General features: G+C 63.8%; 16 protein-coding genes. 7 read left to right on the top strand and 9 right to left on the bottom strand.

All coding sequences use genetic code 11. The features are described 5' to 3' along the window. The first annotated feature begins 183 nt into the window (after window positions 1-183). Genes ACNJX8_RS11755 through ACNJX8_RS11730 form a run of 6 tightly spaced genes read left to right on the top strand, consistent with a single transcriptional unit; the run spans window position 184 to window position 4,831 of the window. Window positions 184-939, top strand: coding sequence for an SDR family oxidoreductase (locus ACNJX8_RS11755; protein WP_439360738.1), 756 nt, complete (start codon window positions 184-186; stop codon window positions 937-939). Continuing rightward, window positions 936-1,445 carry an acetyl-CoA carboxylase biotin carboxyl carrier protein gene (locus tag ACNJX8_RS11750; protein WP_439360737.1) on the top strand — a complete coding sequence of 170 codons (510 nt, stop codon included), beginning with the start codon at window positions 936-938 and terminating at the stop codon, window positions 1,443-1,445. Before ACNJX8_RS11755 ends, ACNJX8_RS11750 begins: the two co-directional genes overlap by 4 nt. Continuing rightward, window positions 1,445-2,800 carry an acetyl-CoA carboxylase biotin carboxylase subunit gene (gene accC / locus ACNJX8_RS11745; protein WP_439360736.1) on the top strand — a complete coding sequence of 452 codons (1,356 nt, stop codon included), beginning with the start codon at window positions 1,445-1,447 and terminating at the stop codon, window positions 2,798-2,800. Before ACNJX8_RS11750 ends, accC begins: the two co-directional genes overlap by 1 nt. Further along, the gene (gene pxpB, locus ACNJX8_RS11740; protein ID WP_439360735.1) at window positions 2,797-3,459 is read left to right on the top strand and encodes a 5-oxoprolinase subunit PxpB; all 663 of its coding nucleotides are present in this window, start codon (window positions 2,797-2,799) and stop codon (window positions 3,457-3,459) included. The genes accC and pxpB (ACNJX8_RS11740) overlap by 4 nt, the downstream gene beginning before the upstream one ends. Beyond that, a complete protein-coding gene (locus ACNJX8_RS11735) occupies window positions 3,456-4,433 on the top strand; it encodes a biotin-dependent carboxyltransferase family protein (RefSeq protein ID WP_439360734.1) in 978 nt (325 codons plus the stop codon). Before pxpB (ACNJX8_RS11740) ends, ACNJX8_RS11735 begins: the two co-directional genes overlap by 4 nt. Then, complete coding sequence (locus tag ACNJX8_RS11730; protein ID WP_439360733.1) at window positions 4,424-4,831, top strand: acetyl-CoA carboxylase biotin carboxyl carrier protein; 408 nt, start codon at window positions 4,424-4,426, stop codon at window positions 4,829-4,831. The genes ACNJX8_RS11735 and ACNJX8_RS11730 overlap by 10 nt, the downstream gene beginning before the upstream one ends. On the opposite strand, the gene ACNJX8_RS11725 is transcribed toward ACNJX8_RS11730, so the two are convergent. From ACNJX8_RS11725 to ACNJX8_RS11685, 9 genes are all read right to left on the bottom strand, one after another. Continuing rightward, window positions 4,824-5,591, bottom strand: a complete 768-nt coding sequence (locus ACNJX8_RS11725; RefSeq protein WP_439360732.1) for a LamB/YcsF family protein — start codon at window positions 5,589-5,591, stop codon at window positions 4,824-4,826. The two genes, ACNJX8_RS11730 and ACNJX8_RS11725, sit on opposite strands and share 8 nt — an antisense overlap. 91 nt (window positions 5,592-5,682) lie before the next feature. After that, window positions 5,683-6,660 (bottom strand): biotin-dependent carboxyltransferase family protein, encoded by a 978-nt coding sequence (locus ACNJX8_RS11720; RefSeq protein WP_439360731.1) that lies wholly within the window; start codon window positions 6,658-6,660, stop codon window positions 5,683-5,685. Beyond that, on the bottom strand, window positions 6,657-7,352 hold the full coding sequence (gene pxpB / locus ACNJX8_RS11715) for a 5-oxoprolinase subunit PxpB (protein ID WP_128932266.1): 696 nt from the start codon (window positions 7,350-7,352) through the stop codon (window positions 6,657-6,659). The genes ACNJX8_RS11720 and pxpB (ACNJX8_RS11715) overlap by 4 nt, the downstream gene beginning before the upstream one ends. A 237-nt stretch (window positions 7,353-7,589) precedes the next feature. Further along, window positions 7,590-8,684: an ABC transporter ATP-binding protein gene (locus ACNJX8_RS11710; protein WP_439360730.1), complete on the bottom strand. Its 1,095-nt coding sequence runs from the start codon at window positions 8,682-8,684 to the stop codon at window positions 7,590-7,592. A gap of 11 nt (window positions 8,685-8,695) precedes the next feature. After that, window positions 8,696-9,760, bottom strand: a complete 1,065-nt coding sequence (locus ACNJX8_RS11705) for an extracellular solute-binding protein (RefSeq protein WP_439360729.1) — start codon at window positions 9,758-9,760, stop codon at window positions 8,696-8,698. Window positions 9,761-9,789: 29 nt separating this feature from the next. Beyond that, window positions 9,790-10,593: an ABC transporter permease gene (locus tag ACNJX8_RS11700; RefSeq protein WP_439360728.1), complete on the bottom strand. Its 804-nt coding sequence runs from the start codon at window positions 10,591-10,593 to the stop codon at window positions 9,790-9,792. Beyond that, window positions 10,593-11,525, bottom strand: a complete 933-nt coding sequence (locus ACNJX8_RS11695; RefSeq protein ID WP_439360727.1) for an ABC transporter permease — start codon at window positions 11,523-11,525, stop codon at window positions 10,593-10,595. The genes ACNJX8_RS11700 and ACNJX8_RS11695 overlap by 1 nt, the downstream gene beginning before the upstream one ends. 221 nt (window positions 11,526-11,746) lie before the next feature. After that, entirely contained in the window at window positions 11,747-12,949 is a 1,203-nt protein-coding gene (locus ACNJX8_RS11690) for a pyridoxal phosphate-dependent aminotransferase (protein ID WP_439360726.1), read from the bottom strand. Further along, window positions 12,942-13,745 (bottom strand): SDR family oxidoreductase, encoded by an 804-nt coding sequence (locus tag ACNJX8_RS11685; RefSeq protein ID WP_439360725.1) that lies wholly within the window; start codon window positions 13,743-13,745, stop codon window positions 12,942-12,944. The genes ACNJX8_RS11690 and ACNJX8_RS11685 overlap by 8 nt, the downstream gene beginning before the upstream one ends. Window positions 13,746-13,983: 238 nt before the next feature. Here ACNJX8_RS11685 and ACNJX8_RS11680 point away from each other — a divergent pair, with 238 nt between their 5' ends. Next, entirely contained in the window at window positions 13,984-14,676 is a 693-nt protein-coding gene (locus ACNJX8_RS11680; protein WP_128939460.1) for an SDR family NAD(P)-dependent oxidoreductase, read from the top strand. Window positions 14,677-15,375: the final 699 nt, after the last annotated feature.

Raw genomic sequence — 15,375 nt, 5'->3', positions numbered from 1 at the left:
GGCGTCTCCGGATGTCCAGTCAGGGAGCAGTGCAGCAGCAATAGGCTGAAGCTATGGGATCAGAAGGAATTGTTCTTACCACCGGGAACCTGAGGGGCCTATAGCTAGTGCTGAACTCGTCCGCCGCGCGCGTTGCAGCCGACGCCACCCGCGGCTTGGACGATAGCAGAGGAGCCCTCGCGGATGGGATTTTCGGACTATCGTACGGCCCTGGTGACGGGCGCATCCTCCGGAATAGGGGCTGCGACGGTTCGCCGCCTGAGTGCGGAAGGGCTCGAAGTCTACGCCGCGGCCCGCGACGCCACTCGCCTGAGCGCCCTGTCGGCAGAGACCGGTTGCCGTCCCTGCGCCGTCGACATCAGCGACCTCGACGCGCTTGCGGCCTTGGCGAAATCGGCCGAGTTCGATGTTCTGGTCAACAACGCCGGCCAGTCTCGGCGCGGCAACATCCTGAACACCACGCCCGAGGATGTCGACGCCCTGATCGACGTCAATTTGCGGGCGGTCCTGCATCTGACGAGGCTGGTCGTGCCCGGCATGGCGCAACGCGACCGCGGCCACGTCGTCAACATCTCCTCGATCGCCGGCCACTACGCGTTCGGCGGCGGCAACACCGTGTATCACGCCACGAAGGCAGGCATTCACTCGCTCTCGCAGCAACTGCGTGTCGACCTCTACGGGACCAGGGTTCGCGTCACCGAGATATCGCCGGCGCGGGTCGAGACCGAGGTTTTCGGCCGGCTGCTCGGTGACCTCGCCAAAGCCAAGCGCCGCTTCTTCGACGACTATGATTCACTTCAGCCCGAGGACATCGCCAATTCGATCGCGTTCGCGGTTGGATCGCCGGCGCGCATGAATGTCGCCTTCATGGAAGTCCTGCCGACCCAGCAGGTCGTCGGCGGCCTCAATTTTGCAAAGAGCAGGCCGCCTGCGGAGTGAAGCATGAACGCACCGAATGCGGCGGGCCGTCAACGCAGAGCGTGACTGTGGACCTCTCCAAGATCGAACAGCTCGTGGATCTCGTTGCCCGCTCCTCGATCGCGGAGCTGGACCTGACGCAGGACGGCACCCGCATCCGCATCCTCAAGCGCGCGTCTGCAGGAGCACCTGCGGGCCCGGCTCAGCCTGCAAACCACATCGAGGTCGAGGCCCCTGCTCTCGATCATCAGAACAGCCCTGCTGCCGAGGCTGTTACCGACATCGTCGTGCCCGCGCCGATGCATGGCATCTTCTACCGGGCTGCGGCGCCGGACGAGCCGCCGCTGGTCGAGGTCGGCGCGCGGATCGAGGCCGGGCAGAAGATCTGCATCATCGAGGCGATGAAGACCTTCATCGACATCGCGGCCGAGGCACCCGGCGTGGTGCTTGCGGTCCTCGCAGAGAACGGTGAGGAGATCGCGGCGGGGCAGGCCCTGTTCCGGATCGGTCCTGCGGGTTCATCCTGATGTTCGACAAGGTCCTGATCGCCAACCGCGGTGAGATCGCGCTTCGTATCCAGCGCGCCTGTCGGGCGATGGGGCTCAAGACGGTCGTCATTCATTCGGAAGCGGACCGCGACGCGCGCTACGTCGCGCTCGCCGATGAGGCACTCTGCATCGGGCCGGCGCCGGCGAGCAGCACCTATCTCAACATTGCGGCGATCCTGCTCGCAGCCGAGGTCAGCGGCGCCCAGGCGATCCACCCGGGTTACGGATTTCTCTCGGAAAGCGCGGACTTCGCCGAACGCGTCGCGCGCGCCGGTCTCACTTTCATCGGCCCGCCTGCGGACTGTATCCGCACCATGGGGGACAAGGTCGCGGCCAAGCGCGCAATGCGGCTGGCAGGCGTGCCCTGCGTGCCCGGGCCGGACAGCGCCCTGCCGGATGATCCGGCCGAGGTGCGCGCGATCGCGCAGGACATCGGATACCCCGTCATCATCAAGGCCGCCGGCGGCGGCGGCGGACGCGGCATGCGGATCGTGCGTAGCGAAGGCGCGCTGGACGAGGCGCTGGCGTTGACCCGAGCGGAAGCCAGCAAGGCCTTCAAGAACGCTGCGGTCTATATCGAGAAATTCCTCGAAAAGCCGCGCCATATCGAGATCCAGGTGTTGTGCGATCAGCACGACAACTATCTGTGGCTCGGCGACCGCGACTGCTCGCTCCAGCGCAGGAACCAGAAAGTGGTCGAGGAAGCCCCCGCGCCCGGCATCGACCGCGCACTGATCGAGCAGGTAGGCGCGAGCTGCGTCGAAGCCTGCCGGCGGATCGGCTATCGCAGTGCCGGCACCTTCGAATTCCTGTACGAGGACGGGCAATTCTTCTTCATCGAGATGAACACGCGCGTCCAGGTGGAGCATCCCGTCACCGAGATGACGACGGGGATCGACATCGTCAAGGCGCAGATCCGCATCGCGCAAGGCGAGCCCTTGGGCATCGCGCAAGGCGACATCGCACGTGTCGGCCATGCCGTCGAATTCCGCATCAATGCGGAAGATCCCGCCACTTTCGCGCCCTCGCCCGGCACGGTGACGCGCTGGGACGTTCCCGGCGGCATCGGCATCCGTGTCGATTCGCATATCACCGCCGGCACCACCGTTCCCCGACACTATGACTCGCTGATCGGCAAGCTGATCGCCCACGGCGGCACCCGCGAGGAAGCTCTGGCGCGTGCGCGCGTCGCCCTGTCTGAGCTGCGCGCCGAAGGCATCCGAACCAATGTGCCGTTGCATCAGGCGATCCTCGCCGATCCCGCATTCTGCCGCGGCGGCTGCGACATCCACCATCTCGAGCACTGGATGAATGCGAAGGTAGCCGCGCCATGACGACGCCGGACCGGCCGCGGATCAGCCTGCTCGGGACATCGGCCCTTCTGTTCGAGGCGCCCGGCGCATTCGACCTGTCGCACCAGCGGCGCATCTGGGCGCTGGCGGCCACTGCATCGAAATGGCCGGGAATCCGCGAGGCCGTTCCCGGCATCACCAATTTGATGCTGACTTTCGAGACCTTTCCTCGCGAGCTCGACACCCTGATCGCCGCTCTCAACGACGGTTGGGACGCGGCGGACAGCCTCGCAATCGGCGGCCGCGAGATCAGGCTGTCTGTCACCTATGGCGGCGAGATCGGATCGAAGCTCCAATCCGTCGCCGATCATTGCGGCCTGTCCGTCGACGACGTGGTCTCGATCCATGCCGCCCCGCTTTACACCGTGTTCGCGCTCGGCAGTCATCCCGGCTATTGCTATCTCGGCGGCATGGACCCGCGCATCACCATGCCGCGCCGGCAGACGCCGCTGCAACGCTCCGCGGGCGGCTCGGTCTCGATTGGCGGATCGCAGACCGGCGTCTCCGCATCACCCGGGCCGAGCGGCTGGCACGCGATCGGGCATACGAGCTGGACCTTCTTCGATCCATCCTGGCCGACGCCTGCCGCGCTCGCTCCGGGCGATACGATCCGGTTCGAGATCGAACGGGTGATCCGGTGATCGAGATCCTGTCAGTCACGGGGCCTGCCAGCGTCCAGGATCTCGGCCGCTTCGACCAATATCGCTTCGGGGTTGGCACATCGGGTGCAATGGACGATGTCGCCCTGCGCGCCGGCAACATCCTTCTCGGCAATGACGAGAACGCCGCCGGCATCGAAATCCCGATACTGCCGTTCAAGCTTCGTTTCGACGGGGACATGGCCTTTGCGCTCACGGGCGCCGGTGTCGAGGCCGAGATCGCGGGAGGCGTGATTCCGCCATGGTGGCGCTCGCATGCCCGTGCCGGCGATATCTTGACGGTCAAGGGAATGCCCCGCGGTGCACGACTCTATCTGACCGTTGGCGGTGGCATTGACGTGCCCATGATGCTGGGCTCGCGCAGCACGCAGTTTCGCGGCGAGTTCGGCGGCTGGCACGGACGATCGCTCCAGGTGGGCGACATCCTACCCTGCGCCGCGTCGACTTCGACCAACGGCGAGCTCGGGGTCGAGCCGGCCGAGATCACGCTGGCGCGGCCGAACACCGCCGGAGACGAGACCATCGTCAGGGTCGTGATCGCCGGCGAATATGATGGGTTCGACGCCGCCACGCAGGCGCTGTTCTGGTCCAGCAGCTGGAAGATCACGCCGCAGAGCAACCGTTACGGCTACCGCCTGCAGGGGCCCGCCGTGACGTCGAAGGCGCCGATCGAGAAGCGCTCGCACGGCATCGTCCCCGGCGTCATCCAGATTCCGCCGAACGGACAGCCGATCATCCAGATGCGCGACGCGCAGACCTCCGGCGGCTACCCGAAGATCGCAACCGTGATCGGCGCCGATCTGTTGCGCGTCGGGCAGGCGCGGCTCGGCAGCAAGCTGCGATTCGAACAGACCGCTTATTCAGATGCGCTGGCAGCCGAAGCCGAGATGTCGGCCTATCTCGATCGGCTCAGGACCAACGTGCGCCTTGTCGAGGAGACCAGGACATGCCGATAGAGCTGACCGACATCGCGCGTCTGGCGCAGATCCTCGAAACGTCCGGCGTCGACACGATCGAGATCGAGGAGCCCGGCCAGTCCTTAAAACTCGTCGTCGACACGAGCCCGCGAACGGCTGCGTCACCGACGCTTGCCGCTCCCGCCGAGGACCATTCCGTCATCGCCAAAGCCGACGTCGCGGGGCATTTCCTTGCGGCTCATCCCTGGCGGGACAAGCCGTTCGTCGCACCGGGCCAGCGCATCGAGGCCGGCGCGATCGTCGGCCTCGTCAAGATCGGGCTCCTGTACGCGCCCATCACGGCGCCGGCCGCCGGCACCGTCGGTGCCGTGATCGCGGAGACCGGCGCAACGGTCGGCTACGGCACATCGGTTGTGCGCATCCACCCGCTCAGTTGAGCAGCACGGTCGCGGGCGTGACTTCGCCGCCGCCCTGCTCGATCACGCGGCGCACCGTGCCGGCGAGGTCGACTGATCCGGGCGTATCGCTGTGGATCAGGATCGAGCGCGCCTCGACCTTGATCGACTTGCCCTCGATCGTCTGCACAGTGCCGCTGTCGAGGAAGCGCTTGACTCGCTCGGCCACCGCCTCGGTCGAGGTGATGACGGAGTTGGGAAGCTTGCGGGACACCAGGTGGCCGTGCTCGTCATAGGCGCGGTCAGCCAGGAACAGCGTGAGGATGCGCAGGCCCACCTTGCGCGCGGCGCGCACGATCTCGGCGTCCGGCTGCGAGAACACGATGAAATCGCGATTGATGGTTGCAATCGCGCGGGCGACGACATCGGCCATGTCGGGGTCGGCATTGACCATGTTGCCCATCGCGGCGTGGAAGCTGACGTGGGTCACGCGATGGCCCGCATTGGCCGCGATCGCCTGCAAGGCGCCGATCTGATAGACCATGTGCTTCTCGAGCTCGGCGGCGTCCATCTGGATCACGCGGCGGCCAAATCCGAGAAGGTCCGGCAGCCCCGGATGGGCGCCGACCTCGACGCCTTTCTGCTTCGCCAGCCGAACCATGCGATCCATGATGATGGGATCACCGGCGTGGAAACCGCACGCCACGTTGGCGGACGAGACGATGCCCATCAGCGCCTCGTCGTCGCAGATGCGATAATTGCCGAAACCTTCGCCCATGTCCGAATTGATGCCGATTTTCATGTTCGTACCCTGCTCTTGTTATTGTTGACGTCCACTTTTATTTGAGCATGATCTTTTCGGAAAACCGCTTCACACTTTTCCGGATCATGCTCTAAAGCGCTCGATAGAGATCCGCTGTCGCACGCAACTTCGCGAGATAGTCGTTGACGGGAGCCATGGCTGCGACCGCGTCCTGGTAGCTAACCTCACTGAAGGCGATGAACGATCCCGGCGGCGCCTGGCCGAGGCGCCAGAGATCGGCCTGGATCACGGCCGCCATCTTCGGATAGCCACCCGCCGTATTGGCATCGCTCATCTGGATGATCGGCTCGCCGGCCGGCGGCACCTGCACGACGCCGGCCACCACACCGTGCGAGCGCATCTCGACCGGCGCGTCCAATGTCAGCTTGCCGCCGATGAGACGATAGCCGCCCCGATCGCTCCGGGCGCTGATCTTCCATCGCGTCGTCCAGAAACTCGCCTGCATCGCCTCGGAGAACAGGTCGTACTCGCCGGCCCGCATCACGCGTATCCGCAGCACGCGGTCATCCGCTGAAGCTATGCCCGCGATCGCGACATCCGGCGGCGCCACGCCGAAATCGAAGCGCCCGTCGCTGCTGCTCGGCGAATTCCCGATCGGCACGACGTCGCCCGCCTGCAAGGTGCGGCCCTCGAGCCCGCCGAAGCCGCCGCGCAGATGCGTGCTGCGCGAGCCCAGCACGCGCGGAACGTCGATGCCGCCGCCGAACGTCATGTAGACTCGCGCGCCACGCCGCGGCGCGGTGATCGCGAGAACATCGCCCGCCTTCGCACGCGTGCACCACCACGGCCGAACGGCCGATCCGGCCAGCGTCGCGTCGTGATCGGCGCCGGTGAGCGCGAATGCGGTGTCGGCCGAAAAGCGCAGGCGGAACGGAAAGGTCTGGATCTCGATGCCGGCCGCATTGTCGTCATTGCCGAGCAGCGCATTGCCGGCGGCGAGTGCGACGGGATCCATGGCACCCGACGTGCTCACGCCGAAACGGCGCGCACCATGACGGCCCAGGTCCTGGATGGTGTTGAAGGCGGGGCTGGTCAGGATCTCGATCACAGCTCGATCCGATCGATCCTGAATTTGACACGGTCGCCCGGAAGCATGAGCGAGGGCTGTTCGGAGCTCGGATCGAACATGGCGACAGAGGCCCAGCCGATCGCGTTCCATCCGTTCGGGCTTGTCAGCACCGCGACGCCTGTCTGCATCCCACCGATGGTCACCGAGCCCGCCCGCATGTTGAGCGACGGTACCGATTTACGCGGCATGTGAATGCGCGGATCGAGGCCGTGGAGATAGCCGAACCCCGGCGAGCTCGCGACCGCACAGACGGTGTATTCGCCTTCGCTGTGAATCCTGATGACATCGCGCTCGGATAGTCCGGCGCGCTTTGCAACCGCTGGCAAATCGAAGCCGAGTTCGCCGCCATAGACCACGGGAATCTCGATGAGCTTGCCGTCGGCCTTGCGGCCCGGCAAACGATGCCACAGCTCGACGATCGCAGCGCCGAGCATACCGATATCCGCCGGCGGCTGCTCGAAGACGAGCATCACATTGGTGACGCCAATGACGGCCTCCTGGACATTGGGCCAGGTCGAGACGGCATCTGCAAGGGCCCAGATTCGTCCCTGCTGCAGCAGGTCGAAGTCACCCGGCGCCTCGACCAGCATCGCAAGCGTGCCGATCAGGCTGATCTTCGGGCTTTTCTCGATCGTGCCGACAAAGGGAGCGTTTGGCTGATTAATCGACAAAAGGGCCTCGCTGGTCGAACGCCCGTGGCGCTGCCACTCCTAAAGCGCGATGAGATTTAGATGAAACGTCATCGCGCTCTAGGTTGTTGTTTATGCATGATCTTTCGGAAAACCGCTTGGCACTTTTCCGGATCATGCTTTAGATCTAGCCAAGCGTCGCAGGCCGATCCAAGACGATGTTCGTCTGCGGGTATAAGGGATGTCGATTGCCGCAGGACCTCGCGCTCGCCTCCGATTTCAGTGACGCGCGATGACGTGATTGCTGGGTGACTCCCACCGCGCCACGACCTCCTCGCCCACCGCGTATCGGAGTCCGGCTTGCTGCGACTGGTTCTGCTCGAACACGATGATCTGGCCGCCACTCGGCGTCTTGAGATAGTAGTGACTGACGAAGCCGCGATAGATGGCCTGATCGACACGCGCCGTCACGCTGTTGGCGCGTTGCGCCGCCGGGCTCTGGCCGGCTCGCTCGACGATGATCGCTTCGGGCCTGATCGAAACCATCACGTCGCTGGCCGACGACGGGATCTGATCGACCTGAAGGCTGAGTTCGGGCGAGACACGAATGACGGCTCCGCTGCCGTTTCGCTGCTCGATGGGCCCCTGAAACAGATTTGACGCACCGATAAACTGCGCGACGAATTTCGAGGCCGGACGCTGGTAGATTTCCGTCGCGGAGCCGACCTGCTCGAGCTTGCCATCGCGCATGACCACGATCTTGTCGGCCATGGTCAGGGCTTCGTCCTGGTCGTGGGTCACCATGACGGTGGTCAAACCGAGTCTGCGCTGAAGCGCGCGCAATTCGACCTGCATGCTCTCGCGAAGCCCCTTGTCGAGCGCCCCGAGCGGCTCGTCGAGGAGCAGCATGGCGGGCTCGATCACCAGGGCTCGCCCCAATGCGACACGCTGCTGCTGGCCACCGGAGAGCTGCGCCGGATAGCGCTTCCCGAAATTGGAGAGCTGGACGAGGCTGAGCGCCTCGGCCACTTTCCTTGTGGCATCGGCCTTGGATATGCCGCGCATCTCGAGGCCAAAGGCGATGTTCTCCTCGACGGTCAGATGAGGAAACAGCGCGTAGTTCTGGAACAGCATTCCGACATTGCGGCGATGTACGGGAACGTCGGTCATCCTCTTGTCGTTCACGAAGACGTCGCCGGATGTCGGACGGATCAGCCCCGCGATCATGCGCAGGCAGGTCGTCTTGCCGCATCCGCTCGGACCGAGCAGCGCGACCATATGGCCGGGCTCGATCGTGAGCGAGACGTCGTCGACCGCAACGGTGCGGTTATATTCCTTGCTGAGGCGGTCAAGCCTGACTTCGGAAGACCTCATGGCAGCCTGTCCTAGCTCGTGAACACCTGATTATAGCGCTCCAGCCACGGACCGCGGCGCGGAACGATGAACTTCCAGTCCGGCGTGAACAGTCCGAGATCGGTTGCCTTGGTGTCGGGATAGGCCAGGAACTTGGCCGTCTCGGGCTTGAAGTCGATGCCGCCAACCGACGGCGCGCTGAGCGTCTGCTCGGACAGCATCTTGGCGACCGAAGGCTCCAGAATGCGGTTGATCAGGGCACAGGCGAGCTCCGGCTCGGGCGCATTCTTGACCAGCGTCATGCTGTTGATGCCGGTGAACGCACCTTCCTTGGGGAAGGTCATGTCGATCGGCATCCCCTTGGCCGTGTGCGGATAGATCGCCTTCGAATATTCGATGCCGCCGATCGTCGCCTGGCCCTGGGCCACCTGAAGCACCTGCGCCTCGCTGTCGTAGATCGTCAAGACGTTGGGCTTGAGGGTCGCGAGCTTGTCCCAGCCGCTGTCGACCAGGTATTGCGCCTCCTTCAGCGGCTTGCCGGTCACGAGCGCCGTCGCCACGATGAGCATCAGCACGCTCTGGGTGTTCTTGGGCGTGTTGAGCAGGATCTGCTTGCGATACTTGGCGTCGAAGATCTGCTCATAGCTCTCGAGCGGCTTCGTCACCTGCGGATTGATGAACATGGCCGCGCTGGAGATCGAGAAGCCGACGCCATAGCCGTCCTCGAAGAGATAGCGCGGATAGACCTTCGCAAGGTTCGGAATCTTGGCCGCATCGAGCTTGTCGATCAGCTCCTCCTGCTTGGCCTGGGGGATGCCGACGTCGTCCATCATCATCATGCTGAAGCGCGGCGTATCGCGGGTCGCGCGGAGAGCGGCGATGTTCGACAGTGTTGCGCCTTCGATCGTGAAGACGCGGCATTTGAACTCGGCCTCGAACTTGGGAATGACCTCCTTCTGGATCAGCTTGCCCAGCGCGGAGTTGTAGACGCCGACATGCAGTTGCTTGGCGTCCTGCGCCCACGACCGGCTGATGATCGTCGGGAAGGCAACCGCGGATGCACCGGCCTTAATGAGAGTCCTACGTGTCAGCTTCATGGGTCCAATCTCCATCTAACCAATGCACATCAGGCAGCCAGCGCGCGGCGAAGGCCGACCAGTTTCTCCAGTAGCAGCACGCCGACCATCGCCATCAGGATGATGATCGTCGACATCGCCGGCACGGAAGGGTCGAAGACGTTGACCAGTTGCCGCATCAGGACGAGCGGCACGGGCGAGTATTCGGAGTTCGCCAGCCACATCGTGACGGGGTAATTGTCGAAGGACACCATGAAGGCGAACAGTCCGCCGGCGGCGACGCCCGAGGCGATCTGCGGCAGCGTAACGCGCCAGAAGGTGGTCAGCCGGTTCGCGCCGAGGGTGCGCGCGGCATCCTCAAGGTTCTCATCCACGAGCTGGAGGCTGGTGACGACGGTGCGGATGACATAGGGCGACGTCACGACCACATGGCCGATCAGGAGGTTGAGCCGCGCATCCTGCGAACCGAGCTTCGTCAGGACCTGAAGCAGCGCCAGGCCCGTGACCAGCGCCGGGAAAATCAGCGGTGACAGCAGGAACCCCTTGATCGCAGCCAGACCGAAGGAATTGCCGCGCACCAGCGCAAAGGACGCCGGCACGCCGAGCAAGAGTGAGCCCGCGGTCGTGCCGAGCGCGAGCAGAATGCTCAGCCGCATCGCCTCGAGGAAGTCGCGGTCCTGCAGAACTTTGGCGTACCATTTCAGCGTGAAGCCCTGCGGCGGGAACGTCACGAAATAGGAATCGGAGACCGACGCCGCAATGACGAGGAGAAGCGGCGCCAGGATGAACAGCATCATGCCGGCGGTGATGGTGTAGAGAATAAAGGCGCCGAGGCCGGAGAACCGCTCGTCCATCACTCGGGCCTCCTGAGACGCCGGCCTTCCAGAAGCCACATCGAGACGCCGTTCACCGCAAGGACGAGGCCAACGAGAACGACGGCGATAGCAGCCCCGAACGGCCAGTCGTAGACGACGAAGATCTGCTGCTCGATCAGGTTGCCCAGCATGACCGCCGAGGCGCCGCCCAGGATCGCCGGAATGACGAAGGAGCCGGCGGTGAGCGAAAAGACCAGGGTAAAGCCCGCGACGAAGCCCGGCATGCTCAGCGGCAGCGTCACGCGGAGGAACACCTTCCACCATGGCGCGCCCAGCATCCGGGCGGCATCTTCGAGGTTGGGATCGATCTTGCCGAGCGCCGAGGCCAGCGGCAGAACCATCATCGGGAAGAACACGTGCAGCGATCCGATGACGACGGCAGCCTCGGTGTAGAGGACAGATATCGGCGCATCGACGATGTGCAGCGACATCAGGATCCAGTTCAGCATTCCCTTCGGACCGTTCTGAAGCACCAATTGCCAGCCGTATCCACGAACGACGACGCTGACGATCAGGGGCGCAATGACGATCAGAGTAATGATGCGCGTGACCATCGGACGGCTCTTGACCATCACCAGCGCGACCGGATAGGCGAGTACCGTCGCAAGCAGCGAGGTGATGATGCTGATCCGCAGGGTCGTCCAGAGCACACGCGCATAGAGCTCGACGTTGACCAGACGGGCGTAGTGCGCAAGCGTGAATGGACGGCCGATGATGCCGCGGCTGTCCTGGGTCTGGATGCTCGAGAGCAGCAGCCCCAGCGCCGGATAGAAGAAGAAGTACGTCAGGAATGCCAGCATCGGGACGGCGAGAAGCCCGACCGGCAGAGCCAGGCGCCACCTCAATGCCCGCCGGGATGCCGGTGGAGCTTGAATACCCAAGACTGCCACCGCATCGTCGCTGGTGGTCATCGCTGGCCGTCCTCGACTGCGCGATACCAAGGCAATACCCCTCTTTGCACAAAGCTTATGCGTCGACATCCTACAGGACCAAGAACATCTTCGTTTAGGGGCATCAGGAAGGATTATGACAATTGGTGCGGCATCCTGCTCCGATCTTGGTCGACGAATGCCGCTGGTTGCATCTTTCGTTCTCCGCCGAGGGCCAAGCCTCCTGACATATCGACGTTCGGTCAGCGCAGGCTTTCGCAGAAGCTCGCGATACGCCGGCAGCCTTCCTTCAGCGACTCGGTATCGGTCGCGTAGGAAATGCGGAAGTACGGGCTCATGCCGTAGGCGCCGCCCGGCACGGCCGCGACATGCTGCTCTTCCAGCAGAGCCGAGATGAAGTCGGCATCGGTTTCCAGCCGCCGACCGCCCTTCGTGGTCTTGCCGATGCAGCCGGCGATGTTCGGAAACACGTAGAAGGCGCCCTGCGGCTTGTGGCAGGTGATGCCCGGAATCTGATTGAGGAGCTTGACCACCAGATCGCGCCGGTCGCGATAGATGTCGGCGCGCTCCTGCAGGTAGTCCTGCGGTCCGTCCAGCACCGCGACGGCCGCTGCCTGGCTCACCGTGCAGATTCCGCCGGTCGCCTGACCGTGGACATTGTTCATCGCCGCAATCAGGTCCTTGGGACCGCCGCAATAGCCGACCCGCCACCCGGTCATGGCGTAGGCCTTGGACGCGCCGTTCACGGTCACGACGCGATCCTTCAGCTTCGGCTCGACCTCCGCGATGGTGCAGAACTCGAAACCGTCATAGGTGAGATGTTCATAGATGTCGTCGGTGAGTATCCAGACGTTGGGGTGCTTCAGCATGACATCGGCGATCGCGCGCATCTCCTCGCGCGTACAGGCAGCGCCCGTCGGATTGTTGGGAAAATTCAGGATCAGCCACTTCGTCCGGGACGTGATCGCCGCATCCAGGTCCGCCGGACGAAGCTTGAACTGGTTGTTCTCCGGGCAAGGCACCGCGATGGGCGTCGCCTCCGCCAGAAGAACGATGTCCGGATAGGTGATCCAGCCCGGCGCCGGAATGACGACCTCGTCGCCGGGATTGCAGGTCGCAAACAGCGCGTTGAAGATGATCTGCTTGCCGCCATTGGCGATCAGGATCTCGTCGAGGGCGTAGTCGAGATTGTTATCGCGCTTGAACTTGCGCTGGACCGCAGTCCGCAGCGCAAGAGTCCCCGGCTGCGCAGGATACTTGGTATCGCCTGCGAGGGCGGCGCGATGTGCGGCCTCGATCGCATGCGGCGGCGTCGGAAAATCGGGCTCGCCGGACGACAGGCCCACGATCTTGACGCCCGCATCCCGCAACTCGCGCGCCTTGTCCGTCATCGCCGCCGAGGCCGACACCTTCACGGTCTTGAGGCGGTTTGCGAGTTCAGGCATTGTCAGCTCCACTTCTCATGTCTTTCAAACGTGCGGCGTCGGATCGGCTCGCAAATCGCAGTTCGCCGACGACCTGGAATGTTGGTAAAATCTCGATCGTCGCGACGTTCATCCGCGCCGGCGATCCGACCGCGAACGCAATGGCATCCGCGATGTCCTCGGACTGGAGCGTCTCGAAGCCGCCGACGAAGCGGGCATCCGGATTGTCGGCGGCGTTCTGGTTCTGGAAGATGCTCGTCGCCACGCGCCCGGGCGAAACTTCGGTGACGCGAACGCAGGTGCCGCAGAGATCGATTCGCAATTGCTGCGACAGCGAATGAACGCCGGCCTTCGTCGCGTGATAGGCCACGGATGAGTTGAACGTCGTGGCGTTCTCGCCGAAGGCATAGTGGCCAGCGATCGACGAGACATTGACCACGTGGCCACGGCGGCGCCGCGCCATACTGGGTGCGATCAGCCGCGTCAGATGCAGGATCGCCCGTAGATTGACGTCCACCAGCGTGTCGACATCGTCAGGCGCGGTATCCAGGATGGTGCCGCGCCGCGACTGGCCGGCATTGTTGACGAGAACATCGAATTCGGCCGAGCTTGCAAGGCGCTTCAAGGCGTCGAGATCGTTCACATCGACCGCACAGGCGCGACATCCGGTCTTAGCTGACAGGCTGGTCAACCAGCGAATATCGCGCGCCAATGCATGAACCTCGAGCCCCTCGGCGCGAAGGCGACGAACCGTCGCAGCCCCGATACCGGAGGACGCGCCCGTCACCAACGCCGTTCGGTAGTCCGAAAATCCCATCCGCAAGGCTCGCTTGCCGTCAGCCAGAGCGGCGGAAAGTTACGTGCAGGGATTGATGCACGCATATAGCGGATTTGTTCTGCCCTCATAAGGACATCCAATATCCCCGGCCGGAAGTCGTCGGGCGCGCGAGCCATAAGCACACCCGATGCAGGCAGAGTGAATTTCTCTTACTCGTCCTCGCGCGTATCGCCTTACATTTTGCGGTGCTCTTCTCACCCATAGGAGACGGACTAGGATGTTGGAAGTCGGCAATCGGATCGTCATGGTCTCCGGGGCTTCGCGCGGCATCGGGCGCGCGGTCGTCGACCGGCTGCTGACGTCGGGCTTCCGCGTGTCGGCGGGGCTTCGGGACCCGAGCCGTCTCGCCGAGAGCGAGAGGCTCATGACGCACCGCTATGACGCCGAAGACGCCAAGAGCCCGATCTCCTGGGTCAATGCAACGGTCGCGCGGTGGGGCGGCGTCGACGCCATCGTCAATGCGGCCGGCATCAATCCGAAGGTCCGCGTCTCCGACGAAGGCGAGAACGAGCTGGACGAAATGTGGCGCGTGAACGTCAAGGGTCCTCTGCGCCTCGTCAGGGCGACCCTGCCTCATCTGGCCGTCTGCGGCCATGGGCGGGTCATCAACCTGGGATCGCTTGCGGGCAAGCGCGTGGGCAGCAATGTCGGCTACGCCATGACCAAGTTCGCCGTGGTCGCGCTTACCCACGGCATTCGCCGCGAGGGGCGCGCGGCGGGTATCCGGGCGACGGTGATCTGCCCCGGCTACGTCGCCACCGACATGACGCTGAACGACGACGAGATTCCCCGCCACGAGATGAGCCAGCCGGGCGACATCGCCCGCCTGGTGGAAACTGCGCTCATGATGCCGAACAATGCGTCGGTCTCCGAGATGCTCGTGCACTGCCAGTTCGAGCCGATGCTATAGGACCCGGCCGGAACCGATACCTTACGACAGAGGCCGGCCCGAACGGCAACGCGCCGCGGATGCGGCCCCACTTTCGGGCCTGCCCAGATTGGCCGACGCAGGATTTTTCTTGATCTGCCGGTGCACACGTCGTGCGCACCTCGCCAGCTAATCGAGAACTTGAATTTTCGGTCCAGCCCATCATTGGACAAGCCGCCGCGCCCGTGGCTTGCCATTCGCCGACAGCCAGTCAGGCCTCACTACACAACGAACTGCCGAGGTGTCGCGCGACGCCCCTCTTTATCGGGCGCTTATTCAACGATTTCAACGCGCGTTTGGAAAAAGCACAGAATTGCGCCTCAGCAATATCAATAGGTTGGCGGTTGTTTCCAAATGAAGAGGGCCCGGAGACGGGCGCAGGTTTAGCAGCGACGGCACCGTTCGAGAGCAACCCATCAGCGATAGGCGATTTCGCCAGGTAGGTTCAAATCCGGGACACGCAACATCCGATTATTGCGATTGGTCGAACAAGAAATCCCCCGGCTTGTTGCATGAAAGATTCTCTGCGTCCCGAATGCAAGTAGCAATCGAGTTTGCGCTGTTTGACGTCCTGTTGCGCGGTTTGTCGGATTTCAGTGGTCAATCGGCGGTTAGACTGAGGTGGGGGCGTCTTGGCCGAGTAGCGGATTTCTACTCCGCGGGTTGCAGGTTCGAGTCCTG

It is taken from the genome of Bradyrhizobium sp. SPXBL-04, from assembly GCF_051853035.1.
GTDB lineage: Bacteria > Pseudomonadota > Alphaproteobacteria > Rhizobiales > Xanthobacteraceae > Bradyrhizobium > Bradyrhizobium zhanjiangense.
Note: the sequence above shows the minus strand (reverse complement) of the source record. Positions and strands in the feature narration are given on the sequence as shown.